This window comes from Rhodococcus sp. JS3073, from assembly GCF_026810085.1.
GTDB lineage: Bacteria > Actinomycetota > Actinomycetes > Mycobacteriales > Mycobacteriaceae > Rhodococcus_F > Rhodococcus_F wratislaviensis.
The window spans coordinates 1,195,624-1,213,661 of record NZ_CP113952.1 but is presented as its reverse complement, the minus strand read 5'-3'; the positions used below and the strand labels follow the sequence as shown (position 1 = coordinate 1,213,661).

Annotated in this window: 15 protein-coding genes and 3 pseudogenes; 15 read left to right on the top strand and 3 right to left on the bottom strand. The window is 64.9% G+C overall.

Annotated features, from left to right (window positions below; genetic code table 11):
- Positions 1-12 precede the first annotated feature (12 nt).
- The 5 genes and pseudogenes from OYT95_RS43525 to OYT95_RS43505 all read left to right on the top strand — a co-directional run.
- Positions 13-1,401, top strand: a complete 1,389-nt coding sequence (locus OYT95_RS43525; RefSeq protein ID WP_268792652.1) for an MFS transporter — start codon at positions 13-15, stop codon at positions 1,399-1,401.
- On the top strand, positions 1,398-2,498 hold the full coding sequence (locus OYT95_RS43520; protein WP_268792651.1) for a hypothetical protein: 1,101 nt from the start codon (positions 1,398-1,400) through the stop codon (positions 2,496-2,498). Before OYT95_RS43525 ends, OYT95_RS43520 begins: the two co-directional genes overlap by 4 nt.
- Before the next feature lie 559 nt (positions 2,499-3,057).
- Positions 3,058-3,207, top strand: a complete 150-nt coding sequence (locus OYT95_RS43515) for a hypothetical protein (protein WP_268793305.1) — start codon at positions 3,058-3,060, stop codon at positions 3,205-3,207.
- Positions 3,200-3,415 (top strand): hypothetical protein, encoded by a 216-nt coding sequence (locus OYT95_RS43510; RefSeq protein ID WP_268792650.1) that lies wholly within the window; start codon positions 3,200-3,202, stop codon positions 3,413-3,415. The genes OYT95_RS43515 and OYT95_RS43510 overlap by 8 nt, the downstream gene beginning before the upstream one ends.
- Before the next feature lie 120 nt (positions 3,416-3,535).
- A pseudogene (locus OYT95_RS43505) lies at positions 3,536-3,740 on the top strand (hypothetical protein); the annotation flags it as partial.
- A gap of 223 nt (positions 3,741-3,963) precedes the next feature.
- Here OYT95_RS43505 and OYT95_RS43500 read toward each other — a convergent pair.
- Positions 3,964-5,937, bottom strand: coding sequence for a potassium transporter Kup (locus tag OYT95_RS43500; protein WP_268792649.1), 1,974 nt, complete (start codon positions 5,935-5,937; stop codon positions 3,964-3,966).
- Positions 5,938-6,945: 1,008 nt separating this feature from the next.
- Here OYT95_RS43500 and OYT95_RS43495 point away from each other — a divergent pair.
- The 3 genes and pseudogenes from OYT95_RS43495 (at position 6,946) to OYT95_RS43485 (ending at position 10,439) form a co-directional block, all read left to right on the top strand.
- On the top strand, positions 6,946-8,424 hold the full coding sequence (locus OYT95_RS43495) for an APC family permease (RefSeq protein ID WP_268792648.1): 1,479 nt from the start codon (positions 6,946-6,948) through the stop codon (positions 8,422-8,424).
- A 931-nt stretch (positions 8,425-9,355) separates the two neighbouring features.
- A pseudogene (locus tag OYT95_RS43490) lies at positions 9,356-9,819 on the top strand (response regulator); the annotation flags it as partial.
- 293 nt (positions 9,820-10,112) lie between these two features.
- Complete coding sequence (locus OYT95_RS43485) at positions 10,113-10,439, top strand: dsRBD fold-containing protein (RefSeq protein ID WP_268792647.1); 327 nt, start codon at positions 10,113-10,115, stop codon at positions 10,437-10,439.
- Here OYT95_RS43485 and OYT95_RS43480 read toward each other — a convergent pair.
- Positions 10,412-10,723 (bottom strand): hypothetical protein, encoded by a 312-nt coding sequence (locus tag OYT95_RS43480; protein ID WP_328286581.1) that lies wholly within the window; start codon positions 10,721-10,723, stop codon positions 10,412-10,414. The two genes, OYT95_RS43485 and OYT95_RS43480, sit on opposite strands and share 28 nt — an antisense overlap.
- 117 nt (positions 10,724-10,840) lie before the next feature.
- Here OYT95_RS43480 and OYT95_RS43475 point away from each other — a divergent pair, with 117 nt between their 5' ends.
- The 7 genes and pseudogenes from OYT95_RS43475 (at position 10,841) to ligD (ending at position 17,669) form a co-directional block, all read left to right on the top strand.
- Positions 10,841-11,140 carry a hypothetical protein gene (locus OYT95_RS43475; protein ID WP_268792646.1) on the top strand — a complete coding sequence of 100 codons (300 nt, stop codon included), beginning with the start codon at positions 10,841-10,843 and terminating at the stop codon, positions 11,138-11,140.
- A gap of 676 nt (positions 11,141-11,816) precedes the next feature.
- On the top strand, positions 11,817-12,695 hold the full coding sequence (locus OYT95_RS43470; RefSeq protein ID WP_268792645.1) for a universal stress protein: 879 nt from the start codon (positions 11,817-11,819) through the stop codon (positions 12,693-12,695).
- 41 nt (positions 12,696-12,736) lie between these two features.
- Positions 12,737-12,874, top strand: a pseudogene (locus OYT95_RS43465) (Clp protease N-terminal domain-containing protein); the annotation flags it as partial.
- A gap of 20 nt (positions 12,875-12,894) precedes the next feature.
- A complete protein-coding gene (locus OYT95_RS43460; RefSeq protein ID WP_268792644.1) occupies positions 12,895-13,389 on the top strand; it encodes a Clp protease N-terminal domain-containing protein in 495 nt (164 codons plus the stop codon).
- A 174-nt stretch (positions 13,390-13,563) separates the two neighbouring features.
- Positions 13,564-14,757: an IS110 family transposase gene (locus tag OYT95_RS43455; protein ID WP_268792643.1), complete on the top strand. Its 1,194-nt coding sequence runs from the start codon at positions 13,564-13,566 to the stop codon at positions 14,755-14,757.
- Between the two features lie 975 nt (positions 14,758-15,732).
- The gene (locus OYT95_RS43450) at positions 15,733-16,197 is read left to right on the top strand and encodes a SixA phosphatase family protein (protein ID WP_268792642.1); all 465 of its coding nucleotides are present in this window, start codon (positions 15,733-15,735) and stop codon (positions 16,195-16,197) included.
- Between the two features lie 530 nt (positions 16,198-16,727).
- Positions 16,728-17,669, top strand: coding sequence for a non-homologous end-joining DNA ligase (gene ligD, locus OYT95_RS43445; protein ID WP_268792641.1), 942 nt, complete (start codon positions 16,728-16,730; stop codon positions 17,667-17,669).
- Here ligD and OYT95_RS43440 read toward each other — a convergent pair.
- The gene (locus OYT95_RS43440) at positions 17,634-18,026 is read right to left on the bottom strand and encodes a hypothetical protein (protein ID WP_268792629.1); all 393 of its coding nucleotides are present in this window, start codon (positions 18,024-18,026) and stop codon (positions 17,634-17,636) included. The genes ligD and OYT95_RS43440 overlap by 36 nt on opposite strands.
- Positions 18,027-18,038 lie beyond the last annotated feature (12 nt).

The following is an 18,038-nucleotide window of genomic DNA, read 5'->3' as shown; positions in this document are numbered from 1 at the left end:
CGAGGACGTGCCATGACCGCACCGCCCACCGATCGTCCTGACCCGAACACGAGCACGCCGCTTCCCGGCGGCCCCGCCGAAACACCCCTCAGTGCACTGCGGCAACGACGCAGCCTGATCGGCGTCACACTCGGCAACGGTCTCGAAGTATTCGACTGGACCTGCTACGCCGTATTCGCCCCCTTCTTCGCCAAGGCACTGTTCAACCCCCAGAACGCCACCTCCGCACTGCTGTCCACCCTGGTGGTCTTCGGCGTCGGATTCGCGATCCGTCCCTTCGGCGGACTCCTCTTCGGATGGATGGCTGATCGATTCGGCCGCAAGCACTCACTGCTCGTCGCGATCGGCTGCGCCTCGACCGGGATGCTCCTCATCGGTCTCACACCGACCTACGCCTCCGTCGGTGTTCTCGCCGGCGCAGTCCTTCTCGTCGCTCGACTTCTGCAAGGCCTCGCACACACCGGGGAAGTCGCCGCCGCCTACACCTACATCGCCGAAGAAGCACCTCCCGCCAGCCGAGGCCTGTGGTCCTCCTCGATCTATGTCTCCGGATTCCTCGCGATCATGGCCGCCACCATCATGGGCGCCCTCCTGACCACCGCCCTCAGCGAGCACCAGATGGCCACTTGGGGTTGGCGCCTGCCCTTTCTCCTCGGCGCCGCCCTCGGCCTGGTAACCCTCTATCTCCGCCGCGGCATGGAAGAAACCCACGCCTTCACATCCGCCACCGCGGCCCCCACCCGGAACGCCGGCTCGAAACGGTCTCTTTTTGCGAATCTGTGGACCTACCGCGCCGCCGGGACACGCGTATTCCTGCTCATGGCATCGGTCACCGCCATGTTCTACGCCTGGGCAGTGAGTGGACCCACCTGGGCAATCTCCGTCGCCCACCTCGACCCCACGGCAGCGTTGTGGGCCGGCGTGATCGCGCTCGCCGTCAGCGCCTCGGTCCTACCGCTGCTCGGTTCGCTGTCGGACCGTATCGGTCGACGCCGCAGCTTCTACATCTACGGTCTCGGCGTCGCCGTCACCGCCTTCCCCCTCGACCACCTCGCCCGACAAGGCGCATGGCAATTCGGTCTGGCCATGACGATCGCGCTCGTACTGTTCGCCTTCGTCGCCTCGATCCTGCCGGCGGTCCTGTCCGAACTGTTCCCGACCGGCGTACGCGCCTCAGGCATCGCCATGCCGTATGCGCTCTCGGCCGTCGTGTTCGGCGGAACCGCCCCCTACCTGCAGCAGTGGACCGCGCAACACAACGTTGCGTACGTGTTCGTCGGCTACCTGGCAGTGGCCGCTCTCCTCGGCGCCCTCGTCATGCGGTTCACCCCCGAGACCGCCGGCATCTCCCTCGAACCCACCACACCCGATCGCACCGATCCGATCCAGGAGAAGAAATGAGCCCGCACGCCCACCTGCTCGACAGTCGCCAGGCACCCCGCTACCAGCGGGAACAATGGTCCCCGCTGATGATCAGCGCCACCGAGATCGAAACCGCCTTCACCGCACTCGAAGCCGGTGAACCCGACGACCGGGGCCGCCGCGAGATGCTGATCGTGCATCCGCAAGCGCCGCAAGGGGTCCGCGGCCTCGCCCCCGCCACACAGGTCAGCCTCTGCGTCCTCCTGCCCGGGGAATCCACCGTCCCCGTCCGCGCCAACACCACCGGCCTGTCGATGTGTCTGGCCGGCAGCGGCACGGTCAGTATCGGGGCCCGCACCGTGCACGTGGTCCAGCAAGACGTGTGGACCAAGCCGTCGATGAACCTCGAGGCGCTGGCCAACAACGGCACCACCGCCTTCAGGTACCTGCGCTACACCAACGCAGCACTTCTGGAAGCCATCTCCGCCTACTACGAAGACTTCGGCAGCACCGCCGAAACCCACGACCACGATGTCGTCTCGGCACCGGGCCGCCGCGCGAAAGACCTCGCACCCGCTATCGAATTGGGCGATGACGGCAGCCAACTCCTGCCCTACGAACACATCATCGACCCCGACCCCGTCACCGACTCCCCCCTCCTCTTCGCCTGGTCAGAGGTCAGCCAACACCTCAGCGGCGTCCTCGGCCTCAAAACCGGGTACACGGGTCGGCCGCTGTATTGCCTGTACAACCCCTCCACCGGCCGCCTCAACGGCACCACACCCTCGTTCTTCGCCACCATCACCGCGATCGGCGGCGACTTCGCCGGCGGAACCCACCGGCACATGAGCTCCGCCATCAACTACCACTTCGCCGGCAACGGATACAGCATCGTCGACGGCCAACGCTTCGACTGGTCCGCAGGCGACCTGATGCTGTCCGCACCCGGATGGGCCGCGCACGCCCACACCATCAGCGGTGAAGGAGCCCGCATCCTCACCGTTCAAGACCACCCCCTGCACACCTCCACGGGATCGCTCGTATGGCAAGAAGACATCGGCAACGGTGAAGTCTTGGCCCTCGGAACACAAACAGGCTTCGAAACCAACCTCGCCGAGTACGCCACACAGCAATAGGCCATCCAGACGACGTGCTTGAGCCGTCAACGCATCGACGCGCACCCCATGCCCTGGCGGCCGCACCGAACCCGCTCTGTACGAGCGGGTTCGGTTCCCGCAGGCCCGAACCAGAACACCCGGCGCCGACAATCGCTTCCACGCGGAGCAACCGCACAGGCCTCCCATTCATGGCCGTCGATCCTCATCAGGGCCTTCACAGATTGAACATCCACATGAGCACAGGAAATCGACGTGGTGGCAGCGCCGGTAGAGGTTCGAAAGCCGCCACCCGCCCTTGCGACGATCAACTACTCCTCGAACTCGCCATCGAATGGCTACCGTTCAACGGACCCTCATCAGAAGACATCTGGGTGCAGTTCGGGATCGATCGAACGCAATTCTGGCAGCGCATCTCCTGTCTGCTCGGCTACCGGCGATGGACATGGCTACTGGACGCGCCCACAGTTCGAGCTCTCTCAGAGCAGGCCACAACAATATTGCGGGCACACCAGCGCTCGACAGAAGGAAGGGACAAGACGATGACCCCCGAGCACCAACTGAGGCGGACTCATCGTCCGTGAGAGGGCATCTCGCAAGCGGGCATTGGTCACAGTCGTTCTGGCTGAAGCCGGTCGGATTCTTCGACCGCAACCCCGCCCTCGACGTCGCCCCCACCCCGGAGGCGTGCGATCACCACCATTCCCACCACGAGGACTCCGATGACTGATTTCGAACGGCTCCGCGCCACCCTGCCCACCGGTCTGTGGATCGACGGCGCCCAGACCGACCCGATCGACGGCGGCACGTTCCCGGTCTACGACCCGGCCACGGGAACCCTCATCGCCGACGTCGCCGACTGGAAAGTCTTGGGCACCATGCAAACCCGTTTACTCGTACATGAAATGCGGATTCGGCAGGAGGCATGGGCTACGTGACCTTGACGCTCCCGGTGAAGAAGAACGGGGCCATATTTCCGAAGCATTAAATTGATTTTCAGTCCGCTCGATTAGATCGGGCCGGGTATATCGATCCGACGCGGACTGGAGGACGAGCACATGGCAGGTGCCGCGTCGAAGTTCGACAAGGCCTACGAGACCCTTTCGGTCGACGAGCTCGCGCAGGCCCCGATCGCCGCGCTTCAGGGTGTGAGCGAATCCGACGCCGAACACCTCGAGGCCGCCTTCAACATCAAGACGGTGGCGGATTTGGGCACCAACAAAGTCCTTCCTCTGGGTGCAGGCCGTCGCCGAACTGGCGGAATTAAGGGCACCACCAGACTGCGGGGGTATTTCGTTTGATGAGTACCACCCCGCTCCCTTCGAAGGTGTTGTGTCCGTCGATCGATTCAGCCTCGGTCGCCGACGCAGAAACACGTCGCAGACCGAACCGGGCTCAGCACCAGCCATGTTCGGCGATGTACGTGCGGCCAGAGCCGGTCGGTTGTCGCGGGGTCGGACGAACCGGATTGGCCGGGTCCACTTCCCTACACGTCGATTCGGGAACCCATGATCACCGTCCGCTCGCCCGGCAGGCGGAAGTACTCGGCAGCGTCGCCCGTGATGTAGGAGGTGGTGATGAACAGGCGCTTGCGCCACTGCGCCATCGTCGGTGCCGTCCCCATCGTCAGCTCGATCTTCGACAGGAAGTAGGAGGCGTCATCGATCGCGATCGGCCCCTCGGTGTTGGCGGGGTCGAGCAGGCGCAGCGCGTCCGGGATGTTCGGCGTTTCCATGTACCCGAAATACACTGTCACGAGGACGATCCCGTCCTCGGCGTAGCCGAGAGCATCGACCTCCGTCCGCTCCGTATCCGGTACGCGCGGCACCGGCAGCGTGTCGATCGACATGATCACCACGTGTTCGTGCAGCACGCGGTTGTGCTCGACATTGGCCCGCATCGCCAACGGCGCGGTCTGCTTCCCGCGGTTGAGGAACACCGCGGTGCCGGGGACCCGAACCAGCGGCGGCCGACAATCGTGCAGCTGGTCGACGAACGCGCGCAGTGGTCCCTCCACCTGTCCCCGCGCGCGTGTGACGATGGCGCGACCGCGCTGCCAGGTGGTCATCACTGTGAACGCCGTCAGCCCGATCAGCAACGGCAACCACGCCCCGTGCACCAGTTTGGTCAAGTTCGCCGCCAGAAACAGCAGATCGACCACCAGCAAACAGCCGCCGCCGATCACGACCAGCCACAACGGCGTGCCCCACTTGGTGCGGGCGACGTAGAAGAACAGCAGCGTCGTGATCGTGATCGTCGCGGTCACCGCCATGCCGAACGCGTACGCCAATGCCGCCGAACTGCGGAAGGCGAACACCAGCGTGAGCACCGACACCATCAGCACCCAGTTGATCCACGGAACGTAGATCTGACCGATCCTCGACTCCGAGGTGTGCACCACCCGCAACCTCGGCAGGTAACCGAGCCTCGCCGCCTGCGACGCGACCGAGTAGGCGCCGGTGATCACCGCCTGGGAGGCGATCACCGTCGCAGCGGTGGCCAGTAGCACCATCGGCAACCGCGCCCAGCCCGGGGCGAGCAGGAAGAACGGGCTTCCCACCGCGCCCTGGTCACCGAGAAGCAGCGCGCCCTGGCCGAGGTAGCTCAGTACGCACGCCGGTAAAACGAGCAGCAGCCAGCCCTGGGTGATCGCCGGCCGTCCGAAATGGCCCATATCGGCATACAGCGCCTCGGCACCGGTGACCGCGAGCACGACCGCGGTTAACGCGAAGAACGCGATGCCGAAGTGCCCGAACATGAAGTTCAGCGCATACGTCGGCGAGAGCGCCCGAAGGATTTCCGGATGTCGGGCAATGCCGGTCACACCGCATGCACCGATCGAGACGAACCAGACGAACATCACCGGCCCGAACAACCGACCTACCGCCGCCGTGCCGCGCCGCTGCACGGAGAACAATCCCACGATGATCACCGCCGTGATCGGCACAATCAGCTTCTCCAGTCCCGGCTGGACGACCTTCAGGCCTTCCACCGCGGACAGCACGGAAATCGCGGGTGTGATCACGCTGTCGCCGAAGAACAGCGCGGCGCCGAAGACACCGAGACCGGCCAGCACCGCGGTCACGCGACGGCCCCCCGCGCCACCGAGGCGCCGCAGCAGCGTGATCAGGGCCATGATCCCGCCCTCGCCGTCGTTGTCGACGCGCATCACCAACAGAACGTAGGTCACGGTGACGATGATCATCACCGACCAGAAGATCAGCGACACGACGCCGTAGACGTTGTTCGTGCTGATCGGCACGGGGTGCGGGTCCTTCGGGTTGAATACCGTCTGGATGGTGTAGATCGGGCTGGTCCCGATGTCACCGAACACGACACCGAGTGCCCCAACCACCGCGGCGGCCCGACACGTTTCCCGACCGTCCACGGCACGAACCGGCGGACTACCTCCGGACTCAGTGGTCACGGTGTGCTCCTCGTCTGCAGGTCCGGCTCCCATTGTCGTCCCGGAGGCGCTAACCGCGGAATATCGAGCACCTCTCCCTGCGTGTCGCGGAAGCCAGGCACGCGCACAGCGCGAGCTGGTGGAGTTGTCCGGCACACAGTCCCACTCAGCTCACCTCGGCCGCCCAGGCGATCACCGCCTTCGACACCGGTTCGCCCGAACGCGGGGCATTCAGGACAGCGCCTCGTCTTCACGGTCGCTGACATCGACCACCACGCGGTCACCGCGGGGGCGGCCTCGAACATGACCATGATGCCGGCAAACCGATACCTGTGCCGCGCGTATACGCGGCAAGCATGTACTCGACGCGCGGATCGCCGGCGGCCCGATCTCGGGTGCGGTCGAACAGCGCCGCGGGGGGACGCTCCCCGGGTGCCGGTCGTCAGCCCGTTACCGGGGCACTGCATCCGAGCTGATGACCGCGAACGTTTTTCAACGCGAGATTGATGTGTGCTCAGAGATCGGTCGCGAGTCACTCCCAGGTGCCACCGCCACCACCGTGGGCCGCGTCCGGGCATTTGCGGCTCGCGGCCGCTCTCCAAGACTGCCAATGACCAGCACCAGCCGGCAAGTTTCCCGGGCCACCGCGGTGTTCGCGAGGGAGGGACGTTCCGTGCGCGCTCAAAGCGCAGCCCAGGAAAGTGCAGTCGCCGGTTGTCCTGCTGACCGCCGGCGGCGGGGTAGCCTTGCCCACCGTCTGCGCAGCTCCGCACTTCGGTGGTAGGACGGGCGGTGACGCCATGCAGCCTCGATCAGCAGCCGGAGGCTAACGGTCTTGGTGATCGACTCCGGGACACGCATTGCGCCGAAAGAGTGTTGGGCAATCCCAGTAAAGTACCGATGGCGCACCCGGTCAGCCGCTGCCAATCCCCGATCTCCACGGCCGGCCAGAACGCGGTCAGGGTGGAGATCCCACCCAAACGTCCGGGCCGGTCACAGCCAGGCGGGTAGGTGCTGCCGAGCACTACCTGCGTGATCACCTGCGGGTCTAGGATTTCTTGCATGGCACATGCTACTGGCGACCCGGGCGCCGCCGGTAAGCGCGGTGAACTCAAACGGGTTCTGGGGCCCGGGTTGCTACTCTTCTTCATTGTCGGCGACATTCTCGGTGCGGGGGTCTACGCGGTCACCGGAAGCATGATCGAGAACGTTGGCGGGATGGCCTGGCTTCCGTTTATTCTCGCGTTCATCATTGCAACGCTGACTGCCTTCTCCTACCTCGAACTCGTCACGAAATACCCCCAGGCCGCCGGCGCCGCCCTGTACGCGCACAAGGCTTTCGGCATCCATATCGTCACGTTCATTGTTGCGTTCGCCGTCATCTGCTCGGGCATCACGAGTGCGTCGACGTCATCGAACGTCGTCGCAGGTAACCTACTAGCCGGGCTGCACGAAACATTCAGTGATGCAGAGGGAGTGGGCTGGTTCGACATTCCGACCGGGGATACCGCACAACTCGTCGTCGCGCTGGGTTTCATGAGCATGCTCGCTGTGATCAACCTCCGTGGCGTCGGCGAATCCGTGAAATTGAACGTGGTATTGACCCTCATCGAGATGACCGCGCTCGCAGTCGTCATCATCATCGGCCTCGTCGCGGCCGGCAGCGGCAGCGCCGAAGGCGACATCGGGAATCTGGTGGTATTCGACGACCCGAACGAGAAGGGATGGTTCCTCGCGGTCACGGTTGCGACCGCCATCGCCTTCTTCGCCATGGTCGGATTCGAGGACTCGGTGAACATGGTCGAGGAGACAAAGAACCCCGAACGCATCTTTCCCAAGATGATGCTCACCGGGCTCGGAGTCACCTGCTTGATCTACATCCTGGTCGTTGCCGCGGTCATCGCCGTGCTCCCATTGGACTACGACTCCGGAAGTGAGGGAATCCTGTTGCACGTGGTCCGGCTCGGGGCACCCGGGCTTCCGATCGATGAGATCTTTCCCTATCTGACGGTGTTCGCGGTCGCGAACACCGCACTCATCAACATGCTGATGGCGAGTCGACTGATCTACGGGCTGGCGAAGCAGCAGGTGCTCCCGGGTGTACTCGGGTCCGTCCTGCCGGCGCGCCGCTCGCCCTGGGCGGCCATCGTGTTCACGACAAGCATGACTCTTGTGCTCATCGTCGTGGTCAACCAGATGTCCGGAAATTCAGTGGTCGGCGCCCTGTCAGGGACGACCGGGCTGTTGTTATTGTTCGTATTCGCGGTCGTGAACATCGCGTGCCTGGTGCTCAAACGGCGGGCGGACAAAACGTTCTTCCGCGCTCCCGTCTGGGTGCCGGTTGTCGCGGCGGTGCTGTGTCTTTTCCTCGCCGGACCGTGGGCACGTACCGAGGAGCAGATGATCCAATACAGAATCGCCGGACTGATGCTGGTCGTCGGCATCGTGCTGTGGACGATCACGTTCGTGATCAACAAACGCAGCGGGCTTGACACGAAATTCTCCGACATCGACCACCTGGCCGCGGACGAGGGAGCCTGATCCGCCCATCGCTACGACGGTAGACCGAAGTCCGATCCATTCGTCCCCTCCGTCGTTTCGTCGCCGGTCGCGACCGTGCCGTCCGAATCGTGCGAGCAGGTCGTACTCTTACTCCTGCTACCGCCGCACTCGCAACTCGTCGGCTCCGAAACCCGGGGGCTGATGTTCACCAAGGGCCATCGCGCTGTCCCACTCACTCCCGTCCCCGCGTGGGTCGGGGTCAGGCATGGATCGCCTTCCTCCCTCTGCTGCTGCTGATTTCGTGTACGGTGGGGCCTTCTCCGCGACGGGATGGGTCAACCGCAGTACCCGGCGTCGTACGTGGCGTCAATCTTGTCGGTCTCGAGATTCCCGCCCGGGAACAACTGACGACCACGCCTGGTCTCCCGGCGACACTCAGTCAGCCTGACAGGCTCCGGCCACCGGGGGCCCATTGCTGTGCTGGTCGCAGTCACAATGGCGGTGGCGACCGGTAGACGCCTGCGATCCTCGATCAAGGCGAACTTCGCGATAGACTCGCAGACGGTGCAACCACTGTCGACTCGAAGGCGGCCGACGATGAGTTGATCGAAGTTGGCCGGTTCACCGTTTCAGATCTGGAAGCGGCCAAACAGTCCATCAGAGATGAACGCTGCGTTACTCGACGAGATCACCGACGGTACGAAACAGGCTGGCATACAACATCATCGGGTTCGCCGAGGGCATTGGTGAGCTCGTCGTCATGACGAGTGGGACAGCATCGAGCCCTTCCAGGAAATTCTTCGAAGGCAATACGAAGATCGCCCAGGTCACCGAGCACGCAGGGGCCCAGGGCCCGCCTGCCATCGAGTTACTCGAACCGATCGACGCGGCCGGCACGCACTAACCCTCCCCGCGGGGCGGCGTAGCCCTCCACTGCCATTCCCGACAGTCGGCTGCGCTCAGCGTTTTTCTGGTCGATATCACGAGGTGGTCCGCCGTCGGATAGCGGATCTTCTCACCGTGGACCCCGAACTGACCGTGATCGGGGAACCGGCAACGTATTCGCGGGCGCGCTGGCTCGAACCCCGGCACTGATACCCGACGTTGCCGCGCTCGATGTCCGGCTGCCCGACGGTAGCGGCATCGAGTTGTGTCGTGAGCTGCTCTCCCGGATGCCTGGCATGCGTTGTCTGATGCCGACGTCCTACACCGACGACCAGGCGATGCTCGACGCCATCCTCGCCGGGATATGTCGTCAAGGACATCCGCGGGATGGAACTGACCGAGGCAGTCCACGAGGTGGGTGCGGGCAAGTCGCTGCTCGACAGTCGTGCCGCCGCCCCGTGGATGGCGAAGCTCCGCTCGGGCGCAGACGCGGAGGACGGCCCTTTCGCGGGGCCCGCCGAACAGGAACGAACACTCCGTGCTCTTGTGCCCGCTGCTCATCGTCCGCTAATGCGCTCGGCGCCGCACCCGGTTGTTGCGGCAGTGCGCGAGTTCGCGCAGTACATCCGTGACAGCGCCGCGACGGCGGGGGACAACCCGCAGCGGGGCCCGACGTCCGCGGCCCCCACGGTGAGCGTCGGATGTCACCGCGGCCGAGGACTTGCGACCCTTTTCCGGCGCTCCCGGCCGAGGTTCGATGGAGGCGCACGCGACGCACGTGAAGAAAGAGATCGCAGAGTCCGGCGACGACGGGAGTGAATGTGAACGGGGAGCAATGGTCGGTGAGCATCGTCATCGATGAGCACAAACCGGACGACGCGGACATGTCGGTGTCGGCGCGGGCCCGCCTACCGAGACCGGACGACACCGCACTCGAGGGCACGGGATCTGCGGGCCTCCGTTCGACCCATTTCGACGTGGTGACGATCGGCAAGCAGCTCGCCGTCGCCCGCGCACTGGCCGACCTGTCACACCAGTTGTTCGAATCGGCCTCCGAGTACGAGGCGATCACCCGCAGTGCTCTGCGGCTTCGACATCGAACGTCAGCGGCGGCTCCCCCTCGCATGTGGTCCTCGGCGAATCACGGCGTCACCCGGGCGGCGACGTAGTCTGTCACGTCGGTGAGGATGACGAGTTTTCCGTAGTCGGCCTCCGGTATGTCGATCTCGACGGCCGAATGCCGGCTGACGAGGAAGTTCAGCCAATCCAGCGAATCGAGATCCACCTGATCCCGAACCGGCTGGTCCGCGACCACGTTGCCGCCCTCGACTTCGGGTGCGACGTCCTGCGGTGCACGCGCCGGTGGGGTTGAGGTCGAGGGCGCTAGGGTGGTGCGCAGGGTTTGGATCCCGTCGAGGGCGAGCAGGTGATGGCGAGTCCGCTCGAGACGCAACGATCGTTGCTCGGACGCCCCCAGCCTGAAGGTGACAGACCGGGCTCGCCGCACGAACCGCTGCCCAGACCGTAATATCGTCAGCCTTGTTGTTGATCCCGTGTCGCCAGATCGGAATTGGCTGCAATTGAGTCAGGTGCCGCACCGGCGTGGGAGCAACCTGTTGTCGGATACAGCTCGCCGGAAGTATTTGCGCTGCGGGGGCACGATGCTCTCAGCAGAGCGCTGATCGCAGAGCAGGTGTTGGTGCCAGCTTTGCTTGAGAGCGAAGGCGGAGAAGAGGTCACCGCAGGGATTACTGCGGATGAGTTTTTATTCACGGAAGCGCAGCGAAAGTGGATGTACGATTGGGAGAATATTGACGGATTTCGTTTTCCCTTGTATCCAGACACGGCTGACCAGGTAGGGCGTAAATAAGCAGATTGTGTCATTGGAAAAACATCGGGCAGCGAATGATCCACCCACCCCGCCCGGAACCCGCAACTTCATCTGTCAGCTATTTCTCCGCCGCACCGGGTCGACGTCGACGGACAGACCATGCTCGATATCTCGAGAGGCATTCCTCCGGCATCCCTGCTGGGTTGGCGGGCTATCTATATTCTTGGCTGCCCTACCAGCGGACTCCACAATTCGGCGGCACACACACGAGAATCAAAAGGGCAGACGATCATTGGCTATATTTCGGGCGCGGAACCGCTCTCCGATGGTCCTCCCCTCCCCTGAGCCAGGCCTCGCCACCCGGCGACATCCGGCGACACCCGGAGCAGGAACATACCCGCTCCCCGCGCCGCCGTACGACCCGTAGGGCGGCGAGCAGCGCAACGTCCCCGCAACGGGACCTGGACTACCTCGGCCTCAGCCCCGAACGAAGGCACGCGAGTACCACACGAACGCCGGCCCCGCGGGGTCCACGACCAGCTCCATCAAAGGCGACCGACACGACGGTGAATGTGCACAACGGTCACCGTTGACATCGTCGGAAGTGTAGGGACTGGCAAGGCCGCGGTGGACCTCCGCCCCGAAGGCGACGACCATGGATCTCAGGACAAGCCCTCCCACCGTGCCACCACCCGCCAAGAAGGTAGGGAACAACATGGCTGCCGACCGTCCGATCGTCGTCGGAACAGACGGATCACCGTCGGCGCTGCAGGCAGTGTCGTGGGCCGCGAAGGAAGCGGCACTGCGGAACTCTCCGTTGACGGTGCTCACCACGACGCTCCGTCCGGGCGTCTACGGCGCCCCCGTCGGCCTGCCCGCCAGCTTCTTCGAAGAAGAGGAACTCGAAGCCAAGAAGAGGTTGGCCAGGGCCGGCGAGGTCGCAGCCGACGCGGTACCCGGTCACTCGCTCGAGATCCACACCGTCCTCGGCACCGAGACACCCGCCGGTGAACTTCTCGAGCACGCGAAATCTGCGCGCATGGTCGTCGTCGGTGCGAACCGGCAAGGGGTCATCGAAAGAATGTTCCTGGGCTCTGTCAGCTCGGCCGTTGCCACCCACGCACAGTGCCCCGTCGCCGTCATCCGCGGCCTGCCCGACACCGACATCAACGACCTTGCAGGACCCGTCGTCGTCGGGGTGGACGGCTCCGCGCACACCGAACCGGCCGTCTCCATGGCATTCGAGGAAGCCGCATTGCGGCACACCGAACTCGTGGCCGTCCACGCCTGGTCCGACGTCAACATTCCCTTCGCCTTCGAGGACGGCGACCCCGTGTGGATGCAGATCGTCAAGGACGAAACAGCCCAGTTGTCGGAGTCCCTCGCCGGCCACGCCGAGAAATACCCGGACGTGACGATCCACCCAGTCGTCGTCATGGACCAACCCGCACACAGTCTGCGCGAGCAAGCCGAAAATGCGCAGCTTCTCGTCGTCGGCAGCCGCGGGCGGGGCGGGTTCGCGAGCATGCTGTTGGGATCGACCACCAGGACGTTGATGAACTCGGTCAACCGCCCACTCCTCATCGTCCGGTAGCCGCCCCGGCACGGCCCATTGCCGGACGAGTTTCGAGGGGAGTGGTGGTGGTGTTCGAAAAGTTCACCGAGCAGGCACGCAGAGCAGTTGTCTTGGCCTCCGACGCAGCCCGGACACACCACCACGATTATCTCGGCACCGAGCACCTGCTGCTCGGGGTCCTCGAAGCCGACGGTGTCGCGGCGACGTCACTGACCTCGTGGGGTATCTCCACCGACGTCATCAACAGCAAGCTCTCCGACATCGGCCCACGCGTGCCGACCCGGCCGGGCACATCCCCTTCACCCCACACGCCAAGAAGGTGCTCGAACAGAGTCTGCGCGAAACATCGTTGCTCGGCCACGATGGCATCGGCACCGAACACCTCCTGCTCGCTCTCATCGACAACAGGTCATCGGCCGGTGCACAGATCCTCGACGAAGCCGGGCCCGCGAGTTTGGACAGACTGCGGGAACACGTTCTTCGTCAGGTCGCCGAAGACCGCCGCGAACCCGCCGGGCCGGGCCCGACCCACATCACCACCGTGCGGTTGACCGACGCCGAGCACTCCCTGTGCGCGGACGCGGCCGCCGAGGCGGGCCAACGCCTCGACAGATGGATGCGCGACCGCATCCTCGACGCCGCACGCACCCGACGCCCGTTACCGTCTTCGTGGTCCCGTTCCGCGGGACTGCGGTCGCCATGTTCGGTATGACTTCTTGCCCCTGTCTCTCGAATGATCCGGGGGGGGTGTCGCCGAACCTGGTGGCGTCGATGGACCGCTGATAGGGACAGGGCCACCGGAAACTGCGGTAGGTCTCCTCGTAACGTGGGTGTCGGGTATCGATGCTGGATCGGCGACCGGACTGGCCGGACGAAGGACTGCTGAATGGACACGAGTTACGCCGTGTTTTGCGGCATCGATGTGGGAAAAGGCGAACACCACGCCGTCGGGCTGGATCCCTCCGGCGGCCGCCTCTATGACAAGGCACTGCCGAACGACGAGACGAAGCTGCGTGCGGTGTTCGACGGCTTGGCCGCGCGCGGTCCGGTCCTGGTGATCGTCGATCAACCCAACACGATCGGCGCCCTGCCGGTCACCGTCGCCCGCGCCTGCGGACACGACGTTGCCTACCTGCCGGGGCTGTCGATGCGCCGCATCGCCGACCTGTACCCCGGACAGGCGAAAACCGACGCCCGCGACGCATTCATCATCGCCGACACCGCAAGGACCATGCCGCACACCCTGCGCCGCGTCGACCCCGGAGACGAGGCGCTGGCCGAACTCGAGGTCCTCGTCGGCTTCGACGACGACCTCGCCGGCGAAGCCACCCGCATCAGCAACCGGATCCGCGGCCTGCTCACTTCCATCCACCCAGCCCTCGAACGGGTCCTCGGCCCCCGCGTTACCCACCCCGCAGTCCTCGAGATCCTCACGCGCTGTGGCGGACCCGCCGGAATCCGGCAGGCCGGCAAACGCAAACTCACCACGCTCGCGGTCAAGCACGCGCCCCGCATGGGAGCCCGCCTCGCCACCGAGATCCTCACCGCACTGGAAACACAATCGGTGACGGTGCCCGGCAGCAAGGCCGCCGAGATCGTCCTGCCGAAGCTCGCCGACTCCCTGAAAGAAGTCCTTCTGCAACGGAAAACGATCGGCGAAGACGTCGAAGGGATGCTCGATGACCACCCTCTTTCCCGAGCCCTGACCTCGATGCCCGGCATCGGTGTCAGGACGGCAGCACGGATCCTGCTCGAGGTCGGCGACGGTTCCGCGTTCAAGTCCGCCGGACACCTCGCTGCGTACGCGGGCATTGCCCCGGTCACCCATCGATCCGGCTCCTCCATCCGCGGTGAACACCCCGCCCGGTCAGGCAACCGCAAGCTCAAACGTGCCCTGTTCCTGTCCGCGTTCGCAGCCCTGGGTGACCCGACCAGCCGCGGCTACTACGACCGCAAACGCGCCGAGGGAAAGAAGCACAATGCCGCCCTGATCTGCCTCGCCCGACGCCGATGCGACGTCCTCTACGCCATGCTCAAGAACAAGACCCTCTACCAACCCCCAGTAACCGCAGCCGCTTGACGAAAACCATAGGGACACCCCCCCCGGCAAACCGATACCGAATAGAACCGTCCCTTCGATCAGTACGTTCTCGCCCCGGGCCAGGTGCACCTGCCGTGAGAACCGCAGAACGCGCTTCACGCGGCGGTGTCTCACGAGACCGATACCGCTCAACGACGTTCTTGCGGAACGACCGACGCGAAAGCGATGCCGCATAGCGGATATTGGTGTTCGTCGGAGACTTCGTGTCCAGCGGGGCCCCGCTTGCCGACATGCCGGCGAGCTGCGCGGCGACCTCACCGCGCGGTGAATCTGATTTGATCACGCAGACAACGCCGCTCGCTCGAGTGCGTCCTTGTTCCGCTTCATGAGCGCCGGCCGAGCTCATCCTCGGTCAGATGTCCGCGGCAGGAAGCGCGTTCAACCCTCATCCCTGCTACCCGGCCCATATGCATCAGTCAATATTCCACCGCTCACGGGAACACGACCGAACGTGTAACCCCAGTTGAGGAGAGCGGCCATCATCTCGTCGTCGGTTATGTCTCCAGCAGTGCGGCGATCGATGACGTCAGTCGGTGTCCGATCGAGGAGCGCCGGGTTCTGCAAACAGTGCGCAGCATGCGATGGATCCTGGGCAGCGAGATCCCGATGTGCCCACGGATCACGCGCTGCGCAATGTGGGCAGTGTCCGCCTCGACTACTGCTCGGAGGAGATCGAGTTCCGCGATCCTGCGACGTGCAACAGCAACGTCGAGTGCGGCAACCGCTCGGTCTCGATCGACCGTGTCCCATCATCAACACCTCTCTGATTCACAATGAATCACCCCACCGCTGGGGGTCCGTAACGCGCTGTTCACGCCCACACACGGTCGATCAGGGGTATAGCTTCGGCATCAGCGATCAGCGCTCGGGAAGGTCCCATAACGAGCGAACTTCGACGAGGATGTGATCTGCACCCGGGAGCGTTCGCCGGCCGGGCGGCCGGAGAGGGTGTCGATGTTCGTCCTGGTACGTCATGCGCATGCAGGTAAGAAGCAGAGGTGGCGCGGCCCCGATGCCGACCGCCCGCTGAGCACGCTCGGTCATCGGCAGGCACGCGGCCTTGTCGCTGCGCTGAGCGGCATCGAGGTACGGGCACTGTGGTCCAGTCCAGCGCTACGGTGCCGTCAGACCTTGATGCCTCTCGCCGCGGCGCGCGGGCTGCGTATCGACATTCACCCGCTACTGGCAATAGGCGCACCGACCGACGAACTCTTCGCCCTGCTCGGTGCGCCGGGTGTCGACGGGGCCGTTTTCTGTACCCATCGGGAGGTGCTCGACGCCCTGGCAGAGCTCGCGCGAGCGCAAGGATCGACATGCGTGCCGCGGGCGGCGACTACCGCGAAAGGCGGAGCCTGGGTCGTCGACCGCACCGCCGATCCGGCCGAAACGCTGCGCTATATCGCGCCCGCTGATGGCTAGGTCGCGGCAGCACGGCCTCCCAATCGAATGGTCGCGGGACATCGCGGCCCCGCGGAAGCACCCGCCGGTGCGGGAACGCCCGGGGAGTTCGAGTATCGCGTCACGCTGCCGGGTGAGCTTCGGGGCAACGGGAAACGGGGCTTCGTTGGCCGGTGGAGTGCTGACCGTGCGGGTGCAACGCGGAACGCGCACAAACCGGGAAGTTCGAGGTCACCGAGGCGGGCCGCCAAGTAGAACACCGAACTCGGGCCCCAGTTCTCGTTGCCGATCGTTGGCGGAGGACCGATCCGGCTGATGTCGTCCTCGTGCCTCGAGTGCGATCAGTCCAAACTTCGGCGAGGTCAGGGAGTAGGTGGACACGTGGCGCCTCGAGTCCTGCAGCTGATTGAAGGTGGACTCCCTACTTCCTGTACGCGTCTGTAGGGTGGCCGGCAATCGAAGGTTTTCGGGGACACGGATTGGGCCCCCCACGCGTCCTGTTTGCGCACAATGAGTGGGTGGGCCCCGCGCGCGAACGACCGATAGCACCGATGTTGGCGACCCTCGGTTCCCCGCCGGTCGGCGATGGTTGGGCGTTCGAAATGAAATGGGATGGCCAACGAATGGTGGCCTCTACCAGAGGGAATGCTCCGATCTTGTGGAGCCGGAACGGCCACGATGTCAGCGAATCCTATCCGGAGCTGGTCGAGGCACTGAGCACGGCGCTCGCCGGTAGACCGGCAGTCGTGGACGGCGAGATAGTGGCCCTCGACGCCACCGGCAAACCGTCCTTCCGCCGCCTGCAGCATCGAATGCATGTGGTGAAACCGACTGCGGAACTTCGCAGGACAACGCCTGCCACCTACTACGTCTTCGACCTCCTGGTCCTCGACGGCGCGGAAATCATGTCCCTTCCCTACCTCGACCGCCGCACAGCTCTCACAGATCTCGAACTGGAGGGACCTCGTATTCAGGTCCCGCCGCACTGGGTCGACGTCGACGGACAGACCATGCTCGATGTCGCGAGAGAACAATCCCTCGAGGGTGTCGTGGCCAAACGGGTCGAGTCGACGTACCGCCCGGGGATCCGTTCACCGTCCTGGGTGAAAACGCCTCTGCGCAAGAACACCGAGGCCATCATCGCAGGCTGGGTGCCCGGCACCGGCATGCACCACAACGCCGTCGGCTCACTGATCCTCGGCGCACACGGCGACACCGGCGCCCTCGTCTACATCGGGCATGTTGGAACCGGCTTCACGGCATCCATGCGCCGCAAGCTCCGAGACCAACTCGCAGAACTCGAACGCCCCACCAGCCCATTCGACGTTCCCCCACCGCGATCCATCGCACGCGGCGCGCACTGGGTCGAACCGCTCCTCGTCGGCGACGTCGAATACCGCGAATACACCGGTGAAGGGCTCCGGCATCCCAGCTGGAAAGGACTGCGCAACGACAAATCAGCCGACGAGGTGGGTCTCCCCGGCCGCCATTGACCAGGCGGAACGGGAGAAGCCGCCGATGCCATCCGGCGCCTGCGGCTCCGCATCCTTCCTAGGCGCGACCCTGCTCCCTCCTTGTTCCGGAGGGGAGCGCTGCTTGGCGCGGGGTCGCCCCGGCGGCGGGGCCGGTAGCGGAGTCCACCCCTGCGCGGAAGCCGGGAGCGGTGGCGGCGAGCCGAGCCGATCGGTGTCCACCAACGTGAGCAGGACAACGGCCTGCGGCGTGAGCGCGTCGGCGAGGATGCCCTCCGAATCGGCCACGAACAGGCCGAACTCGTACCAGGGCCACACCTCGCACCCATCCGGCTCCGAAACCGTGGGACCGATGTTCGCCAATGTCATCGTGCTCACCCCACTCACTCC